The following is a 15,003-nucleotide window of genomic DNA, read 5'->3' on the forward strand; positions in this document are numbered from 1 at the left end:
CGATCGCGTGCACCAATAGCGCGCGTATGCCGGCGATCCGGGCGGCCCGTAGCGTACGCAGCAGCGCATCCTTGAGCAGGCCGCGCCCGACGCCCTGCCCCTGCCAGCCGCGATCCACAGCCAGCCGCCCCAGCAGCATCACCGGAATCGGTTCGGGCATATTCCGGCGCAGCGGCCCGGGCGCGGCAACATGGGTCACCGCACCGGTCGCGAGACAATAATACCCGGCCACACGATCGCCTTCACACACGACATAGGTCCGCGAAGCGCCGTTGCGTTCATTCTTGAGGGCGCGACGGCGCAGCCAGTCATCCAGCGCGGGCGCGCCGCTGTCGAACAGCTCGACGCGATGCTTCGGCGCCAGCGGTTGCGGCGGGCGCAGGCTCATTTTTCCCAGGGGGATCTCGACGCCAGCAAGTCAGAAACGGCCTCGCCAACCGGCGCATCAAGCTGATGTTCGAAGGCGGAAAATTCGCTATCGCTGAGCTGGAAGAGCCGCCGGTCGAGCAGCACATCGGTTGCGGCCTTGCGGGCGGCATCAAGCATGAATTCGGTCCGTGACTGACCCTGGGCTCCGGCAGCGCGGTCGATCAGGGCTTTCTGGTCAGCGGGAATGCGCAGATTGATGACATCGCGGCCGGGCGGATTGGAGCGGGCGGAACCGGACATTACGGGACCTCAAACGAGCAGAAACACATACATTGTATACACGTCTCAGGTCCCGATGTCGATCCGGCCTCAGCCCGGCAGCGCGTGCAGATGCACGTCGCGGCCGGAATGCTCGCGCAGGATGGCGGTTGCGCGGGCCTCGTGGTCGGCGTCGCGCGTGCGCACCCAGAGCAGAAGGCCGCCATGGACGAGCTGTTCCTCGATATAATTGGCATGGCTCTCACCGACCAGGCTGGCCAGCCCCGTACCGATCAAGCCGCCGGCCGTGCCGCCGACCAGGGCCGCCGCGGCCGCCGCTGCCAGGGCGCCGCCCGAAGCGACAATGCCGCCGACCGCCGCCAGGGCACCGACATACATCAGCCCGCCGATCAGTCCGCCCTCGGCATCGCCGAGTGATTCCAGCGACACGAAGGCCGTCCGCGGCACGTCCGGATTGTCCTCGAGTTCAGCCGGACGGGCATAGGCATGGCCGAGCTTGGCCTCGACCGCCTTCTCGCTCGCCAGCAGGCTGAGCTCGGCGCGGTTGAAACCGGCACGCAACAGCGCATCGATGGCGGCCTGCAGCCGGTCGGCATTGTCGAAATAGCCAACGGCTTCCGTCAGCGTTCTGGTTTCGTGAGTGTCAGACATGCGATCTTCCTCGTTCCGGCCTAGATGGCGTTCTGCTTGGTTGTCTTGACCCGGTTGGCATCACAGCCGCCCGTCAGGGTTTCAAGCGCGAGGGCAACGCGCCGGACCATCAGGGGCTTGTCGCCCTGCATGCCCTCTTCCTCGGCGACGGCAACCTCGCTCGCATCATATTTCCAGCGGCGCAGCAGCTCGACTTTCTGGGCGTCGGTGAGCCCGGGCTGGGTCAACACGTCTTCCGGCCCATCGAACTCGTCGGCCGGGTCCAGCAAGGCCTTGTCGTAATCGATTGTCCGGCTCATCGGCGGCTCCCTTTTTCAGGCCGAATCCCTGCGCGCGCCACAAACAGTGCGTGCCGACATAACCCTAGCCTTATTAGGGTTGGAAATCACGCTGGAACGGGTGCGACAAATCCGGCACCGGCGCCACTGGCGCCGTCATCAACACTCGCAATTTCCGCTGGAGGAACTAGTCTGGACGCCATGAGCCAGCCGCCCCCCGATCCCGACGCCTTCCGGCGTGCCCTTGCCATCACGACGCGGGCGATTGCCGGCGACAAGGAGCTCGATGTCCGCTTTGGCGGCGAGATTGCCGGGCTCAATGGCGGGCGCATGGTTCTGCCCAATCCGGGGCCCCAGCCGAGCGCCAGGGCCGCCGCAGCCGTGCGTGGCCGCGCCGACGCGCTGGCGCTGCGCCTGGCCCACCATGACGATGCCGCCCACGCACGCGCCCTGCCACCGGGAGCGACGGCGCGGGCGATTTTTCATGCCGCCGAACAGGCGCGCGTCGAGGGGCTGGGCGCGCGTGAAATGCGCGGCATGGCGGCCAATCTCGACGCAGCCCTGATTGATCGCTGCCGCCAGAAGGGCTGGCAGAATGTCACCGAGCGTGAAATGGCGCCGATGGAAGAGGCGCTGGCCATGCTGGTGCGCGAACGCATCAGTGGCCATCCGGCGCCGGACGAGGCCGCTGGTCTGATGAAACTGTGGCGCGACCAGCTGGAAAACATGGCTGGCCCATCACTGGATGCCCTTGCCATCGATGCCGACGATCAGGACGCCTTTGCCGAAACCCTGCGCTCGGTGATCCGCGATCTCGACCTGTCCGATGAACTCGGCGGCGATCCGGAGGAGAGCGAAAACCCCGAAGACGAGGATGAAGGCGTCGAGCGCGAACAGAGGACCGGTGAGGACGAGGATGAGGACGGCCAGTCCGACGACAACCAGGACACGCCCGACGCTGCCGGCGAAGCCGGCGATGATGACGAGAATAATGCCGATAGCGATGATGCCGACACCCGCGTCGATTCGATGGATGATGAGGGCGCCGCCCAGAAGGCCATGCGCCCCAACTGGCGCCCCGGCGACGAGACCGATGCCGCGTCCTACAAGGTCTTCACACGCGAATTCGACGAGGTGATCCAGGCCGCCGATCTGTGTGACACCGAGGAATTGGCCCGGTTGCGCAAATATCTCGACGGCACGCTGAAAGGCCTCGACCAGGTCGTCGGGCGCCTGGCCAACCGGCTGCAGCGCCGACTGATGGCGAAGCAGGAGCGGGCGTGGAAATTTGACCTTGAGGAAGGCGTTCTCGACGGCGCACGTCTGGCCCGCATCATTGCAGACCCGACCCTGCCACTCTCCTACAAGGCTGAAAGCGAAACGCAATTTCGCGACACCATCGTCACCCTACTGATCGATAATTCCGGATCGATGCGTGGCCGTCCGATCATGGTCGCCGCCGCCTGCGCCGACATCCTGGCGCGCACGCTGGAGCGTTGCGGCGTCAAGACGGAAGTGCTCGGCTTCACGACCAAGGCCTGGAAGGGCGGCAAGTCGAAGGAGAAATGGCTCGCCGAAGGCAAGCCGCCCCAGCCGGGCCGGCTCAATGATCTGCGCCATATCATCTACAAGGCCGCCGACACGCCCTGGCGCCGCGCCCGGGTCAATCTCGGCCTGATGATGCGCGAAGGCCTGCTCAAGGAAAATATCGATGGCGAGGCCCTGCTCTGGGCCTGGAAACGCCTCGCCACCCGGCCGGAACAACGTCGCATCCTGATGGTGATCAGCGATGGCGCCCCGGTCGATGACGGCACGCAATCGGCCAATACAGCCGGGTATCTGGAGCGGCATCTGCGCGAAACGATCAAGCTGATTGAAACCCGGTCCGACGTGCAATTGCTCGCCATCGGCATCGGCCATGACGTCACGCGCTGGTATCGCCAGGCGGTGACGATCAATGATGTCGATCAGCTCGGCGGTGCGATGACCGACCAGCTTGCGGCCCTGTTCGATGAAGACATGCCGGGCCGGGCCGGTTATACAAATGCACGTCCGGCCTCGCCGACATCGACCATGAAACGCGCCGACACTGCCGATATGGGGGCAAGGCGCTAACGGGGGGATCCCGATGACGCGCCATGTTCTGTTGCTGGCAGCCCTGCTGGCCACGGCCTGCAGCCAGCCAGCCCCGCCTGCGCCGATCACACCGACCGTGCTGAGTGTGCCCCTCTTCCCCGATTCGCCGGAGACTCGCCGGCTGGGCCAGCTCGAATGGCGGGGCGGGCTTGAACTCTCCGCCGACGATGCGCGCTTTGGCGGCCTGTCAGCGCTCGAGACCTCGGCCGACGGCCAGCGCGTGCTGGCGGTATCCGACAGCGCCTGGTGGATAACGTCGGATCTGCGCTGGTCGGAACAGGGCGAGCTGGTCGATCTCGACAATCTTGTCATCACCCCGATGCGGGGCCGGGACGGCCGGCACCTTGAGGGTGAGGCCGGCGATAGCGAAGGCCTCACCGCCCTCGGAGGCGGCCGCTATGCCGTCAGTTTCGAACGTGAGCACCGCATCTGGTGCTATAATATCGGGGAGGACTGGAGCCGCACCGGTCAGGCGAATCCGAATCCGATGGAAACGCCGCCAACGACGATACCCATCCCGCACAATGGCGGCATGGAGGGTTTGACGCTGCTCGATGACGGCAGCCTCCTGGTCGGGATTGAATGGCCCTTCTCAACCGACACGCTGTACGATCTCTGGCAGCAGCAAAGCGGCAGCTGGCATCGGCTGGGGGTGAATGCCGCCACCGAGCACGGCCTGACCGGGATGACCGCGATCGGCGGATATATCTACGCACTCGAGCGCTACTGGACGCCTGCGGTCGGCTCGCGCGTGCGCGTGATCCGCTTCGACCAGTCTGGCCTGAATGACGGTCAGCCGATCGATCCTGAAGTGATCGCCGAATTCGACGCTGCCAACACGGTCGACAATTTCGAAGGGATCACCGCCTTCCACCGCGACGGCGAGACCATCCTGCTGATCGTCTCGGACGATAATTACAACCCGGTTCAGCGCACCTTGCTGCTGGCCTTCGCGGTCACAGGCTAGCCCTCATCGCTCTGATGAAAGGCATTTGCCGCCTCGAACTCCACCGCGCCATCGACCACGGTCATCCACGGCTCGACGGTCAGGATGTCCGCCTCGGGAATAGTCATGATATCGGCCGAGAAGATCGTGAAATCGGCGATCTTGCCTTCCTCGATCGTGCCCAGCTCATCCTCGCGGAATGAGGCATAGGCCGGCCAGGCGGTGAAGAGTTTGAGCGCATCGGCGCGCGACAAGGCCTCTTCGCCATGCCAGTCATCGCCCTGGAAACCGTCCAGGCTGGCGCGGGCCGTGGCGGCGTAGAATTCGATCCGCGGATCGCCGCGCTCCACCGGCGCGTCACTGCCGCCGGTGATATGGGCGCCGGCGTCAAGCAGGCTCTGCCAGGCATAGGCGCCGGCCAGCCTTTCCTCGCCCAGGCGGGCGGGAGCGAAATAAAGATCACCAATCGCATGCGAGGGCTGCATCGAGGCGATCACGCCGAGCTCGGCAAAGCGCGGAATATCGGCCGGATCGATGATCTGGCTGTGCTCGTCGCGCCAGCGATGCTCAGGAAGGGCACGCTCGTCTGCCGGCACATTGGCGAGGGCTTCCTCGACCCAGTCGAGCAGGACCCGGTTACCGCGATCGCCGATCGCATGGACATTGACCTGCACGCCGGAACGCAGCGCCTCGGTCATGACACCGAGCATTTCATCGCCTTCGGGAAACAGCAGGCCCGAGCTTTCGGGGCGGTCGGAATAGGGCTCCAGCAGCGCCGCACCGCGCGAGCCGAGAGCGCCATCCATATACATCTTGATCGCGCGGGTAATGACGCGGCCATCGGCGGCGATCCGCGGGGTCTGCGTGGCGAGCCAGGCATAGCCATCCGGATTGATCGAGATATAGTCGCGTATCGGCAGGCGGCCGGCTTCGGCGAGGCCCTCGATCATCGCGACATCCTCATAGGGCACCGACACGTCGTGCGCCCCGGTCCAGCCGAGGCTGGCCATCACTTCCGCGCCCTGGGCATAGATATCAGCCCTGACGGCGTCCGCCGGCATGTCGACCAGCGCATAAATGGCGCCCTGGGCCGCATCGATCAGCATGCCATCGGGTGCGCCATCGGCCTCCCGCAGGATCTCGCCGCCCTCGGGCGCGACGCTGTCGGCATTGATTCCGGCCTGCTGCAGGGCCAGCGTATTGGCAACCAAGGCATGGCCGTCGGCGCGGGTGAGGATGACGGCATGATCCGGCGCCGCGGCATCGAGATCATGGCGATTGGGGAAGCGCCCCTCGGGCCAGTGCGTCTCGATCCAGCCGCGGCCATAGAGCACGCTGCCGGCTTCCAGCTCTTCCGCCGCGGCGGCGACGCGTGCCTGCAGCTCGGGGATCGAAGTGACGTCGTCAAGATTGAGGGTGCGCTCGCGGACGCCGACGCCGAGCACATGCACATGGCTGTCGGTGAAGCCGGGATACATCGCGCCGCCATTGAGATCGACGACGCGGGTGTCCGCACCGATCCAGATTCCCGCCCCCGCCTGGGGGCCGGCAAAGACGATCCGTCCGCCCTGGACGGCAACGGCCTGTACGCGGGGCTGATTGTCATTGGCGGTGTAGATATCGCCGCCCCAGAAGACCAGATCGGCCGCCGGCACGGCGCCATCGGCGGCAAGGTCGAGGGCGGCGTCTTCAGGGGCCGGCGCGGCCGATTCTCCGGATGGCGCACCACAGGCAGCAAGCGCCCACAGGCAAAAGGGCAAAAGGATTTGAATCGCACGCATGACAGCCTCCCCGCTTCAGAGGAGGCAGGCTAACCTTGCTTCACGCATACGACAACGCCCGCTGCAGGCAGCGGGCGTTGGCAGAATAATGAAGCTAGCCGAATCAGGCTGCTGCAGTCGCCTCGGGGGCGGCAGAGGCCTTTTTGAGTGCGCGCTTGATCTTCAGGGCCTTGTCCGACAATTTCTCGTCGCGGGCCTTGAGCAGGAAGGCATCGAGCCCGCCAACATGATCAACGCTGCGCAGTGCCTTGGCGGCAATGCGGAGCTTGAAATTGCGGCCCAGCTTCTCGGAAGCCAGGGTCACATCGCACAAATTCGGCAGAAAGCGACGGCGGGATCTGTTCATGGCATGGGAAACATTATTCCCCGACATTACACCCGTACCGGTCAGTTCGCAGCGACGCGCCATAGTCGCACCTTTCCAAAATAAAAAACTTTCGCTCGGGTCTTGCGACCAGAGTGGGAGCGGGCGAGATAAAGGAGGCGGCCCGTCTCGTCAAGCTTGCGGCGTTCATCTTGCAGTGGGTTTGGGTATATTATTGCAGTATGAAGCCGTCAATTCGGACCTCCCGGTCCATCGCAAGGAGTATAGGGCGTGAAACATGTGTGGTTAGCAAGCGCTGCAGCGCTGGGTCTGATTGTCTCCGGCAGCGCCGGCATTGCCGATGAAGCCGCCGATGCGGGGGCATTGGCCCGCGCCGCCGGCACGCATGGCGTAACGGTGCAGTATTCCGGATCGGTGCTGATCTTCCAGGTTGCCGATATCAGTATCAGCAGCGAATTCGCCGATGACACCTACCAGGCTGCCGCGCGCTTCACCGCCGCTGGCCTCGCCGCGCTCTTCACCGATGCTGACATCGAGGCCGGCGTGAGCGGTTATCGCGATGGCGCCGAGCTCCAGCCCTATCGCTACAGCCATCTCAATCACGCCAGCTCGAAGAATCGCGTCGTCGGCATCGACTTCCCTGAGGGCATCGCCATGCCCGACGTCAATCCGCCCTTCGGCAATATGGGCGAACCGGCCGCGTCCGACGAGGACCGGATCGGCGCCCGGGACCCGATTTCCACCCTGCTCGCCATGGGGCTCGGTGCGGTGTCGACGGGGAGCTCACGCTGTGATGGCCGCCTGCCGGTCTTCGATGGCCGTGCCCGCTATAATCTGCGCTTCGAGGATGGTGGCCGCCGGGATGTCCGCACCCGTGCCTGGAGCGGCGAGGCGCTGGTCTGCCGGGCCTATTACGAGCCGATTTCCGGCTATGAAGCCGATGAATTCCCGACCGCCGAGGATATTGCCGAACCGATCGATTTCTGGCTCGCTCCCATTAATGGCGGCGAATTCTATGTGCCGGTTAAAATCCGCACCAATGCCGGTTTTGGCGGCGTCACTGTCTCGGCCCGCTCATTGGAAACCTACTGACCGCACCCGCCCCTCGCCGCCCCTGACCGGGTGGCCTAGACTTGTCCGACTCGATACGGGAGAGCGGCGTGACGACGCATCGCGACACCGACGGCCAGATCACCGCGGCCCTCGGTCCGACCAATACCGGCAAGACGCATCTGGCGGTCGAGCGCATGCTGGGCCGCGCCTCGGGCATGATCGGCCTGCCGCTGCGGCTGCTGGCGCGCGAAGTCTATGACCGTGTCGTCCGCGCCAAGGGGGCCGCCGCGGTCGCCCTGGTCACCGGCGAGGAGAAGATCGTGCCGAAATCGGCGCGCTACTTCATCTGCACCGCCGAGGCGATGCCCCTCAATCTCAATGTCGCCTTCATCGCCATTGACGAAGTCCAGCTCGCCGCCGATCCGGAGCGCGGCCATGTCTTCACCGACCGCATGCTGTATTGCCGCGGCAGTCAGGAGACCATGCTGCTCGGTGCCGCCACGATGGGTCCATTGATCCGCGAGCTGATCCCCTCGGCGCATATCGAAACCCGCGAACGCTTCTCCCAGCTCGGCTATACCGGACCGGCCAAGCTGACGCGCCTGCCACGTCGCTCGGCGATCGTCGCCTTCTCGGCGGAGTCCGTCTACGCGATTGCCGAACTGATGCGGCGCCGGCGCGGCGGGGCCGCCGTCGTGATGGGCGGCCTGTCACCGCGCACCCGCAATGCCCAGGTCGAGCTGTATCAGTCCGGCGAAGTGGATTTCCTCGTCGCGACGGATGCGATCGGCATGGGGCTGAACATGGATGTCGACCATGTCGCCTTTGCTGAGAGCCGCAAGTTCGACGGCCGCAAGCGCCGCCGCCTCAGCGCCGCCGAACTGGCCCAGATCGCCGGCCGCGCCGGACGCTTCCGCAGCGATGGCACATTCGGCGAGACAGCCGATTGCGGCGCCTTCGATCCCGATCTGGTGCGACGGATCGAGAATCACCAATTCGCACCCGTCACCAGGCTGCAATGGCGCAATCCCGATCTCGACGAGCGCTCGCTCGATAATCTGCTCATCTCGCTGGCCGAGCCGCCCGACCATCCGGCTCTGGAGCGGGCGCGCGAAGCGATTGACGAGCGCACCCTGGCCGTGCTCGCGTCTGATCCGGATGTCCGCGACCGCACCGCCTCCATGGCGGGCGTGCGGCGTTTGTGGGACGCCTGCCGCCTGCCCGATTTCCGCAAGGTCACCATCGATGCCCATGCCAATCTGGTGCGGACGATTTTCATGCATCTGACCGGGCCGGCCGGCCATCTGCCCGATGACTGGCTCAACGGGCATTTGCAGCGCCTCGACCGCACCGATGGCGAGGTCGATGTACTCGCCGCGCGCCTGACCCAGGTGCGCACCTGGGCCTATGCCGCTCACCGGCCCGACTGGACCGCCGATCCGGAGCAATGGCAGGAACGCACACGTGAAATCGAGGACGCGCTGTCTGACGCGCTGCACGAGAAACTGATGCAGCGCTTTGTCGACCGCCGCACCGGCGCGCTGATGAAGGGTTTGCGCGATGAGCGTGAAATGCTGGCCGGGGTCTCGCCCGAGGGCGAGGTGACGGTGGAAGGCCATTATGTCGGCCGGCTGGCCGGGCTTTCCTTCAAGCCCGACGCCCAGGGGCGCGAACTGGCCGCCCGGGCCCTGCGCTCGGCGGCGATCGAGGCGCTGCGCCCCGAGGTCAATCGCCGGCTCGGCGCCCTCGCCCGGGTCAACCGCGACGAGATCATATTCGGCGAGGACGGCGCGATCAGCTGGCTGGGCGAACCGGTCGCCCGGCTCATGGCCGGACCGGAGCCCTTGCGGCCAGCGGTCACCCTGGTCGGTGCGGAAATCGGCGCCGCAGAGGCGCGCGCCCGGGCGCGCTCCCATCTGGAACGCCTGGTGAGCCAGCTGGCGCAGGCGCGTCTGGCGCCCCTGCTGAGATTGCGCGACAGCGCCAATGGCGACGCGCTGGCCGGCCTCGCGAGCGGCATTGCCTGGCGGATGTTCGAAGCGGGCGGCGCCTTGCCACGGCTCGATGTCGGCGATGAAATCCAGGCCCTGTCGCCCTCCGAACGCCGCGCCCTGCGCGCGCTGGGCGTCGAGATCGGCGAACACATGATCTACCTTCCGGCCCTGATCAAGCCGGCCGCGGCCCGGCTCAACAGCCTGTTGCGCGCCATCCATGCCGGTGACACCCGGCCCGCCTGGCGGCCGGCACCGGGCCTGACCTCCCTGCCCCGTGACCACACACGCTCACCGGGCGAGCATATCGCTATCGGATATCAGCCCTGCGGCCCGCGCGCGGTGCGTTTCGACATTCTCGAACGGCTCGCCGACATGATCCGCGACGCCCGCACCGCTCAAGCCAAGGGACAGTTTGCGCTGACACCCGACATGACGGCCCTGCTGGGCTGTAATCTGGAGGATTTGCGCGGCATTCTCGGCTCGCTGGACTATCGGCGCCTGCACAAGGGCAAGCCGCCCGGGCCGGATGCGGGGGAAATCTGGATGCGCCGGCGCCGTGCGCCGCGCGCCGCACCGGCCGCCCCCGCGGCAAGCCTGCCTGACGCCGATAATCCGTTTTCCGCCCTCGCCAGTCTGAGCTTCGCCCCGCCGCAGGCCCGGCGTGCCGCGGCCAGCGGCACCAAGCGCCGCAAACGCGGGCGGCCACCCAGACAGAAGGCGAGTTCATGAGCGAGATGGCCGAAGGGCAAAGGATTGATCTCTGGCTCTGGCACGCCCGATTCTTCAAGACCCGGAGCCTGGCCACCACAATTGTCGCCAAGGGCCGGATTCGGGTGAGCTCCAACGGGCTGACCCGGCGGATATCGAAGCCGGCGACACTCGTCCGCGCAGGCGACACATTGACGCTGGTGCGAAACGGTTCGATTGTCTGCGTCACCATTCTGGCGCTTGCCGAACGGCGCGGCAATGCCACGCAGGCGCAGGCGCTCTACCAAATACCGGACGATGCGCCGCAGGAAACAGGCCTGCCCGGTGCAAGGCCGGAACAGAAAAACGGAAGCCATGACCGTGTCAGCGCCCGATAGGCTGGAGCCCGCCCATGTTTGACAAGCTGAAACAGATTTTCGGGCGAGACCCCGTGACACCGCGGCCCGAACTCGACCCCCATATTGCTGCAACGGCGCTGCTCGTGGAGGCCGCCCTCGCCGACGGTATTTATGCCGATTGCGAGCAGGATCAGATCCGGGACATCCTCACCGCAGCATTCCTGCTCGAGCCCGCTGCGGCCGAGAAGGTGCTGGACCAGGCTGAGGAATTGGCCGAGGGGGCGATCGATCATCACCGCTTCACCAAAGTCGTGAAAGTCTGCCTGAGCGAGCAGGAGCGCGTCGCCCTGATCGAGCAATTATGGATGGTCGCCCTTGCCGATGGCGAAAAATCACCCTTCGAGGACGCTTTCGTGCGCCGCATTGCGCCCCTGCTTGGAATTGATGACCGCGAGCGGATTTTTGCCCGCGCCCGTGCGGAAGCCAAGGTCCGCACCCGTTGACAAAATCGAGCCGGCAGCCCATGTCGGCCTCGACCTGCTAATCCCCTGCATGACCGGTAACCATGACCTATATCGTCACTGACGCTTGCGTACGCTGCAAATATACTGATTGCGTCGAAGTGTGTCCCGTGGACTGTTTCTACGAGGGCGAGAATTTTCTCGTCATCCATCCGGACGAGTGCATTGATTGCGGTGTTTGCGAGCCGGAATGCCCGGTCGAGGCGATCAAGCCCGATACCGAGGATGACCCGGACGGGAAGTGGCTGGCGATCAATTCGAAATTCGCCGAGACCTGGCCCAATATCACCGTCCGCAAGGATGCGCCCGCCGATGCCGATGCCCTGGCGGAAGAAACCGGTAAGTATGAAAAATATTTCTCGGAAAAACCCGGGTCCGGCGACTGAATCTTGCCGGATCACACGCGCTAGCGTTTGGATTTCACGTTATTTTGTGATATGTAAGTCACATTGATGGGCAGCGCGTCTGGTGCGGCCCGCTTTTCTACGTGGTGGTTCACACACAAATTTTGTCGATCTCGAAGCCGGATGGGTGCCGGAACTTCTTTGAGAACGCTCGGCAGGTTTTTGTGCCCGATCAGCAATTAGCAGCCGCGTGAAGAGCCTAGCGAGAGTGTATCAATGACGAAGAAAACCGCCAACGACAACAGATCTTTCAAACAAGGCGATTTCATTGTCTACCCGGCCCATGGTGTGGGTCAGGTATCCGGCGTTGAGAAAGATTCGGTCGCAGGTTTCGAAATCGAAGTTTACGTCGTGACCTTCGAACAGGATAAAATGACCTTGCGGGTGCCAACCGCAAAAGCCGATGTCTCCGGCATGCGCCCGCTCTCGAGCGACCGCATCGTCAAGGACGCGCTCAAGACCCTCAAGGGCAAGGCCCGGGTCAAGCGCACCATGTGGAGCCGCCGGGCCCAGGAATATGAAGCCAAGATCAATTCCGGCGATCTGATCATGATTGCTGAAGTTGTCCGCGACCTGCACCGCGCCGAAGACCAGCCGGAGCAGTCCTATTCGGAGCGCCAGCTGTATGAATCCGCTGTCGATCGCATGGTTCGCGAACTGGCCGCGGTCGAGAATATTGAACATGAAAAGGCGCGCGACCTCCTGTCCGCCTCGCTGATCAAGAAAGCCGCCTAGGCTCTTCCCGGCGAGAAATGGCAGACACGACGCCTGTTGAGGAAGACGCCCGGCCCTGTGCCGGGCGTTTTTCGTTCAGGGCCCGGTTCAAGGGCGGGATCTGGGCGGGATCTGGACTGGAGATGAACTGGACAAGGTCTGTCCTGAGATGCAGGCCTCGAGCTCAGTGCAGGCCTCGAGCCCAGTGCGGGGCTCAGCCTCAGCCTCCATCGTCCAGCAGCTCGATCCGTTCGGGATGATCGATCCGCATCAAGGGTCCATTCTCCGACTCGATCCAGCCGCGCACGCGGATGCGCTGACCGTTGAGCTCCGCCAGCGGACGGCCCGCCTCCTCGAAGGCCGCCTCATCGCGCGCCTCGACCACCACGGTGAAGTCGGTGCGGTAGTCGAGCCCAAAATTGATATAGGTCCGGCCTGATTGCAGCCGGGTCACATCCACCACACGCCCCTCGACCAGCTGAATCGAGCCGATATCCTGGGCCAGGGCATCGGGGTGAGTGTCGCGGATCCGGTAGGCCGGATTACGCCACAGGCCGGCACGCCCGGCACGGGCCTGCGCTTCGATCAGAAGCAAAGGCGCCGCCGCCTGCCGGTTTCCAGCATGCGTCAGCACGCGCGCCAGCCCCGCCGACACCATTTCCGCCTGCACCCAGTGATCCTCGCCGTCAGCCGGTCGATAGACCTGGGCGAGCGCCCGGTCATAGCGGTCGCGCTGCAAGCCATCATAGCTCAGCCTCACATTCTCTCCCTCCAGCCGGGCCTGCAGCCAGCTGGCCGCAGACGCTTCATCCGGCGCATCGAGCTCCGCCAGCCGGACCTCAAGCGCTCCATCGGACGTGTCCAGCAAAAGGCTGAGCGGACCGGAGACTCCTGTCACCTGTCCGGTTTCGCCCGCTTCGAAGCCGGGTTGCGGCGCCCCGCATGCCATCACCAATAGCATTGCCGCCAGTTTGAAGATGTCAGGCATGTCCTCCTCCACCAGATATTTGCTGGCTCCACCAGATATATGATCGACACCATGATACACTCTTAGATTGCTTTTTCAAGATGCAACCCGTGCGGGAGGCGACAGCTCGCCGCTGTCACGCGCGGCCGGCGCGGCGCCGGCGTTTACCAATCCTTTCATCCTCAGCCGCTAGCTCTACAGGAGATATTGATCAGGGATTCGCGACATGACCGCCCACGCCTATAATCACGACACAGAAAAACAGGATGACCGCAGCGGCGCGGCCAACGCCGCCCGGGCGATCGCGGAATCGATCAGCGAGACTGCCGCACGTGCCTCGCAAGGTGCCGACGCGGCCCAGATTGCGCGCGATACGATGGATCAGATCGAGGAATCGAGCCAGGTGCTCGAGCGCCGGGTCGAGGCCCTCACCGATGCCTCCAAGCGCATCAACGCCATCCTCACGACGATTGAAGCGATCGCCAGCCAGACCAATCTGCTGGCGCTGAACGCCACGATCGAAGCAGCCCGGGCTGGCGAAGCCGGTCGCGGTTTTGCCGTCGTCGCAGGCGAAGTGAAAGCCCTGGCCGGCCAGACCGCCAAGGCCACCGAAGACATTGCCGCACGCATTTCGGCCCTCGACAATGAGGTGAAGGAAATCCTCGACGGCGTACGTGGTTCCGGCGTCTCGGTCGCCCGCGGCAAGGAAGCCGTCGACCAGATGACCCGCGCCACACAGGAAGTCTCGCACCAGCTCAACCGGATCCGCGACCAGGTGCGCTGAGCCGCCAGGCCGGCAATAAACGAAACAGGGGCGGCAGGCTGCACAGCCTCGCCGCCCTTTTTTCATGCGCGTGGCGGCGCCGGGAACGGCCGGACATCCCCGAGTGTGCCCGGGAATTGTCACTGCCCCCCGATCTCGGGCAAGGTCACAGCATCGAAACCCAGGTGACTTGCAGGAGCAGCATCATGAGCCATACCCCCCACGAACTCGCGGCCGACTTCCCCGAATATGCAGAGCAATTGCATAAATTGAAGGAAAGCAACGCCCATTTCCAGAAACTCGCCGACAGTTATCACGCCATCAATCGCGACATTCACCGTGCCGAAACCAATGTCGAACCGACATCGGACGACCAGCTGACCGATATGCGCAAGCGCCGCATGGTGCTGAAGGATGAAATCAACGCCTTGCTGAAATCCACCGCGTAAACGCGGGTCGTGATGCCAATGGGCATGCTTGCCAGTGGATTGAATGGCGGGGCTTGATTTGAACGCCCCGCTATATCAGGAAGAGTCACACTGAGACCCCGTAGCTCAGCAGGATAGAGCAACAGATTCCTAATCTGTAGGTCGCGCGTTCGAATCGCGCCGGGGCCACCATTCTTCGCGGCAAAGCCGCGAAGAATGCCCCGCCATAGCCCGCAGGGCGAAGGGGGGCTGGCCTGGAAAACCTTTGCTTTGGAGAAAACTTTGCGTTCGAGCCCGGTCAGATTCTGAATTCAACAGACCTTTTTGAGGCTTCGCTCGGAAAACAGG

The 15,003-nt window shown here is 64.4% G+C and carries 17 protein-coding genes and 1 tRNA gene; 11 read left to right on the plus strand and 7 right to left on the minus strand.

Features of this window, described 5'->3' with window-relative positions; genetic code table 11:
• The 4 genes from AAC023_RS10800 to AAC023_RS10815 form a co-directional block, all read right to left on the minus strand.
• Nucleotides 1-388, minus strand: a 388-nt coding sequence (locus AAC023_RS10800; protein ID WP_339741096.1) for a GNAT family N-acetyltransferase, incomplete at its 3' end; no start/stop codon positions are given.
• The gene (locus AAC023_RS10805) at nucleotides 385-669 is read right to left on the minus strand and encodes a DUF1778 domain-containing protein (RefSeq protein ID WP_339741098.1); all 285 of its coding nucleotides are present in this window, start codon (nucleotides 667-669) and stop codon (nucleotides 385-387) included. The genes AAC023_RS10805 and AAC023_RS10800, both read right to left, overlap by 4 nt.
• A gap of 69 nt (nucleotides 670-738) precedes the next feature.
• Nucleotides 739-1,299, minus strand: coding sequence for a hypothetical protein (locus tag AAC023_RS10810; RefSeq protein ID WP_339741100.1), 561 nt, complete (start codon nucleotides 1,297-1,299; stop codon nucleotides 739-741).
• Between the two features lie 20 nt (nucleotides 1,300-1,319).
• Nucleotides 1,320-1,598, minus strand: a complete 279-nt coding sequence (locus tag AAC023_RS10815) for a hypothetical protein (protein ID WP_339741103.1) — start codon at nucleotides 1,596-1,598, stop codon at nucleotides 1,320-1,322.
• A 180-nt stretch (nucleotides 1,599-1,778) separates the two neighbouring features.
• Between AAC023_RS10815 and cobT the strand changes: the two genes are divergently transcribed.
• Nucleotides 1,779-3,692 (plus strand): cobaltochelatase subunit CobT, encoded by a 1,914-nt coding sequence (gene cobT / locus AAC023_RS10820; RefSeq protein ID WP_339741106.1) that lies wholly within the window; start codon nucleotides 1,779-1,781, stop codon nucleotides 3,690-3,692.
• Between the two features lie 13 nt (nucleotides 3,693-3,705).
• Nucleotides 3,706-4,680: an esterase-like activity of phytase family protein gene (locus AAC023_RS10825; RefSeq protein ID WP_339741108.1), complete on the plus strand. Its 975-nt coding sequence runs from the start codon at nucleotides 3,706-3,708 to the stop codon at nucleotides 4,678-4,680.
• On the opposite strand, the gene AAC023_RS10830 is transcribed toward AAC023_RS10825, so the two are convergent.
• Together AAC023_RS10830 and rpmB are read right to left on the minus strand one after the other, a co-directional pair.
• Complete coding sequence (locus AAC023_RS10830; protein ID WP_339741111.1) at nucleotides 4,677-6,440, minus strand: amidohydrolase; 1,764 nt, start codon at nucleotides 6,438-6,440, stop codon at nucleotides 4,677-4,679. The two genes, AAC023_RS10825 and AAC023_RS10830, sit on opposite strands and share 4 nt — an antisense overlap.
• Nucleotides 6,441-6,543: 103 nt before the next feature.
• Nucleotides 6,544-6,849, minus strand: a complete 306-nt coding sequence (rpmB, locus tag AAC023_RS10835; protein ID WP_091766520.1) for a 50S ribosomal protein L28 — start codon at nucleotides 6,847-6,849, stop codon at nucleotides 6,544-6,546.
• Between the two features lie 186 nt (nucleotides 6,850-7,035).
• Between rpmB and AAC023_RS10840 the strand changes: the two genes are divergently transcribed.
• From AAC023_RS10840 to AAC023_RS10865, 6 genes are all read left to right on the plus strand, one after another.
• On the plus strand, nucleotides 7,036-7,857 hold the full coding sequence (locus AAC023_RS10840; RefSeq protein WP_339741115.1) for a DUF3108 domain-containing protein: 822 nt from the start codon (nucleotides 7,036-7,038) through the stop codon (nucleotides 7,855-7,857).
• Between the two features lie 68 nt (nucleotides 7,858-7,925).
• Nucleotides 7,926-10,541, plus strand: coding sequence for a helicase-related protein (locus AAC023_RS10845; protein ID WP_339741117.1), 2,616 nt, complete (start codon nucleotides 7,926-7,928; stop codon nucleotides 10,539-10,541).
• The gene (locus AAC023_RS10850; protein WP_339741119.1) at nucleotides 10,538-10,897 is read left to right on the plus strand and encodes an RNA-binding S4 domain-containing protein; all 360 of its coding nucleotides are present in this window, start codon (nucleotides 10,538-10,540) and stop codon (nucleotides 10,895-10,897) included. The genes AAC023_RS10845 and AAC023_RS10850 overlap by 4 nt, the downstream gene beginning before the upstream one ends.
• 14 nt (nucleotides 10,898-10,911) lie before the next feature.
• On the plus strand, nucleotides 10,912-11,361 hold the full coding sequence (locus AAC023_RS10855; protein ID WP_339741122.1) for a TerB family tellurite resistance protein: 450 nt from the start codon (nucleotides 10,912-10,914) through the stop codon (nucleotides 11,359-11,361).
• 62 nt (nucleotides 11,362-11,423) lie between these two features.
• Nucleotides 11,424-11,765, plus strand: a complete 342-nt coding sequence (gene fdxA, locus AAC023_RS10860; protein WP_091766535.1) for a ferredoxin FdxA — start codon at nucleotides 11,424-11,426, stop codon at nucleotides 11,763-11,765.
• A 234-nt stretch (nucleotides 11,766-11,999) separates the two neighbouring features.
• Nucleotides 12,000-12,518 carry a CarD family transcriptional regulator gene (locus AAC023_RS10865; RefSeq protein ID WP_091766538.1) on the plus strand — a complete coding sequence of 173 codons (519 nt, stop codon included), beginning with the start codon at nucleotides 12,000-12,002 and terminating at the stop codon, nucleotides 12,516-12,518.
• Between the two features lie 199 nt (nucleotides 12,519-12,717).
• Here the strand turns inward: AAC023_RS10865 and AAC023_RS10870 are convergent, their stop codons facing one another.
• Nucleotides 12,718-13,485 (minus strand): thermonuclease family protein, encoded by a 768-nt coding sequence (locus AAC023_RS10870; RefSeq protein ID WP_339741124.1) that lies wholly within the window; start codon nucleotides 13,483-13,485, stop codon nucleotides 12,718-12,720.
• A gap of 205 nt (nucleotides 13,486-13,690) precedes the next feature.
• Here AAC023_RS10870 and AAC023_RS10875 point away from each other — a divergent pair, with 205 nt between their 5' ends.
• The 3 genes from AAC023_RS10875 (at nucleotide 13,691) to AAC023_RS10885 (ending at nucleotide 14,847) form a co-directional block, all read left to right on the plus strand.
• Nucleotides 13,691-14,248, plus strand: a complete 558-nt coding sequence (locus AAC023_RS10875) for a methyl-accepting chemotaxis protein (RefSeq protein ID WP_339741126.1) — start codon at nucleotides 13,691-13,693, stop codon at nucleotides 14,246-14,248.
• A 185-nt stretch (nucleotides 14,249-14,433) separates the two neighbouring features.
• On the plus strand, nucleotides 14,434-14,676 hold the full coding sequence (locus AAC023_RS10880) for a DUF465 domain-containing protein (protein ID WP_339741128.1): 243 nt from the start codon (nucleotides 14,434-14,436) through the stop codon (nucleotides 14,674-14,676).
• Nucleotides 14,677-14,770: 94 nt separating this feature from the next.
• Nucleotides 14,771-14,847: transfer RNA gene (locus AAC023_RS10885), tRNA-Arg, on the plus strand.
• Nucleotides 14,848-15,003: the final 156 nt, after the last annotated feature.

The sequence above is a fragment of the uncultured Maricaulis sp. genome, assembly GCF_963976135.1.
Classification (GTDB): Bacteria; Pseudomonadota; Alphaproteobacteria; order Caulobacterales; family Maricaulaceae; genus Maricaulis.